The 3083-nt window shown below is 76.5% G+C and carries 1 protein-coding gene; it reads right to left on the bottom strand.

Translation table 11 applies throughout. The features are described 5' to 3' along the window. The coding region (locus tag ACTUAL_RS23975) for an amino acid adenylation domain-containing protein (RefSeq protein WP_440901832.1) at positions 1-3083 on the bottom strand (3083 nt) is incomplete at both ends.

Raw genomic sequence — 3083 nt, forward strand, 5'->3', positions numbered from 1 at the left:
CTTGCGGTCGAGCTTGCCGTTGCCGGTCAGCGGGATCGCGTCGAGCGGCACGAACGCGGCGGGCGCCATGTGCGCGGGCAGCCGCTGCGCGAGGTGGGCGCGCAGGGCGTCGGGGCGCGGGTGGGCGCCGGGGGTGGCGACGGTGTAGGCGACGAGCCGGGTGTCGTCGGCGCGGTCCTGCCTGGCGACGACGACGGCCTGCGCGACCTCGGGGTGCTCGGCCAGCGCGGCCTCGATCTCGCCCAGCTCGATGCGGAAGCCGCGCACCTTCACCTGGTGGTCGGCGCGGCCCAGGAACTCCAGCGCGCCGTGGCGGTTGCGGCGGGCGAGGTCGCCGGTGCGGTACATGCGCCTGCCCGGCTCGCCGAACGGGTCGGCGACGAAGCGGGTCGCGGTCAGGCCGGGCCGGTTCAGGTAGCCGCGCGCGAGGCCGGCGCCGGAGATGTGCAGCTCGCCGGTGACGCCGTTCGGGACGGGCTTGAGCCGGGCGTCCAGGACGTGGGCGCGCAGGTCGGGGATGGCCGCGCCGATGTCGCTGGGCGCGCCGGGGACGGCGCGGGAGCGGTCGAGCGCGGTGTGGGTGACGTGCACCGTGGTCTCGGTGATGCCGTACATGTTGACCAGCGCGGGCGCGTCGTCGGCGTGCCGGAAGTACCAGTCCGCCAGGCGCGGCAGGTCGAGCGCCTCGCCGCCGAACACCACGTAGCGCAGGGCGTCCAGGGTGGTGGGGTGCTCGCGCTCGGCGCGGTCGAGCTGGTGGAACGCGGACGGGGTCTGGTTGAGCACGGTGACGCGCTCGCGCTCCAGGAGTTCCAGGAACCGCTCGGGCGAGCGGCTGGTCCCGTGCGGGACGACGACGAGCCTGCCGCCGTGCAGCAGCGGGCCCCACAGCTCCCAGACGGAGAAGTCGAACGCGTAGGAGTGGAACAGGGTCCACACGTCGTGCTCGTCGAAGCCGAACCAGTGGTCGGTGGCGTCGAACAGGCGCACCACGGTGGCGTGCGGGACGACGACGCCCTTGGGGGTGCCGGTGGAGCCGGACGTGTAGATCACGTACGCCGCGCACTCCGGGTGGACGGCGACGGCGGGGCGGGCGGGGTCGAGCGCGTCCCAGTCGACGGCGTCCAGGTCGACGGCGTCCAGGTCGAGCGCGTGCTCCTGGGCGGTCCCGCCCGCGGTGACCAGCAGGGCGGGGCGCGCGTCGTCGAGCAGGAACGCCACGCGGGCGGGCGGGTAGCCGGGGTCGACCGGCAGGTACGCCGCGCCGGACTTGAGCACGGCGAGCACCGCGACGACCAGGTCGAGCGAGCGCGGCAGCGACAGGGCGACCAGCCGCTCCGGTCCGGCCCCGCGCTCGACCAGCAGGCGCGCCAACCGGTTCGCGCGGGCGTCCAGCTCCGCGTAGGTCAGGGCCGCGCCGTCGCAGGTGACGGCGACGGCGTCCGGGGCGCGGTCGACGCGCGCCTCGAACAGGGCGTGCAGCGCGCCGCGCGGGCGGTGGGTTACCTGGGGGGTGGTGGGGCGTTCGGCGGCGGTGCGCACGGCGAACGCGCTCAGCCGCCTGCCGGGGTCGGCGACGACCTGGCGCAGCAGGTCGAGCCAGCGGCGCACGAGCAGTTCGGCGGTGTCCCGGTCGAACAGGTCGGCGCTGTACTCGGCGCTGCCGGTGACGCCCGAGGGCGCGCCGTCGGCGGTGGTGGTCTCGGTGAGGATCAGGCTCAGGTCGCACTTGGCGGTGCCGGTGTGCACCAGCTCGGCGACGCCGGTCAGGCCGGGCGGGTCGAACGGGCCCAGCGGGTCGTGCTGGAGGGCGAGGAGGGTCTGGTACAGCGGGTTGTGCGCGAGGGACCGGGTCGGGTTGAGCGCCTCCACCAGGCGCTCGAACGGCACGTCCTGGTGCTCGTAGGCGGCCAGCGCGGTCTCGCGCACCCGGTCGAGCAGCTCGGTGAACGTCGGGTCGCCGGAGGTGTCGGCGCGCAGCACGAGGGTGTTGACGAAGAACCCGACGAGGTCGTCGGCGGCGGTGTCGGAGCGGCCTGCGACCGGGGTGCCGATCGGGATGTCCCGGCCCGCGCCGAGCTTGTCCAGCAGGGCGGCGAGCGCGGCCTGGAGCACCAGGAACAGGCTCGCCCCCCGGTCGAGCGCCACCGCGCGCAGGCCCCGGTGCAGGTCGGCGGGCAGCACGACCGGCACGACGCCGCCGAGGTGGCTGGTCGTGGTGGGGCGGGGCCGGTCGGTGGGCAGGTCGAGCACCTCGGGCAGCCCGGCGAGGGCGCGCCGCCAGAACGCGAGCCCCCGCGCGGCCCGGCTGTCCGGGTCGGCCTCGTCGCCGGCGGTCTCGGCCAGCCACAGCGCGTGGTCGGCGTACTGCACCGGCAGCGGCGCCCAGTCCGGGGCCGCGCCGCGCAGCCGGGCGGTGTAGGCGGTGGCGACGTCGCGGGAGAGCGCTCCCATCGACCAGCCGTCGGAGGCGATGTGGTGCGCCACGAGCAGCAGCGCGTGCTCCTCGGGGCCGGTGCTGAACAGCTCGGCGTGCAGCGGGACGTCGGCGGCGAGGTCGAACCCGTGGCGGGCGGAGGCGGCGAGCAGGGCGGGGAGGGCGTCGGCTGTGGTGGCGGTGACCGGCAGCGGCAGCGGGGCCGGGGGCAGCACGTGCTGCACGGGTTCGCCGTCGACGAGCGGGAAGACCGTGCGCAGGCTCTCGTGCCTGGCGACCACGTCGCCGAGGGCGGCGCGGAGCGCGTCCCGGTCCAGGGTGCCGGTGAGCCGCAGCGCCAGGGGGATGTTGTAGGTGGCGCCCGCGCCTTCGACCTGGTGCAGGAACCACAACCGGCGCTGCGCGGGCGAGAGCGGCACCCGCTCCGGCCGGGGCCGGGGCCGCAGCGGGGCGCGGGCGGGCGCGGCGGCGTCGACGCGGGCGGCGAGCGCCTCGGGCGTCGGCGCGTCGAACAGGTCGGCCAGCCCGAGCTCGACCCCGAGCGAGGCACGCACGGCGGCGACCAGCCGAACGGCGAGCAACGAGTGCCCCCCGAGCGCGAAGAAGTCGACGTCGGCCGCGACCGGCGCGACCCCGAGCACCTCGC

It is taken from the genome of Actinosynnema sp. (genome assembly GCF_052038725.1).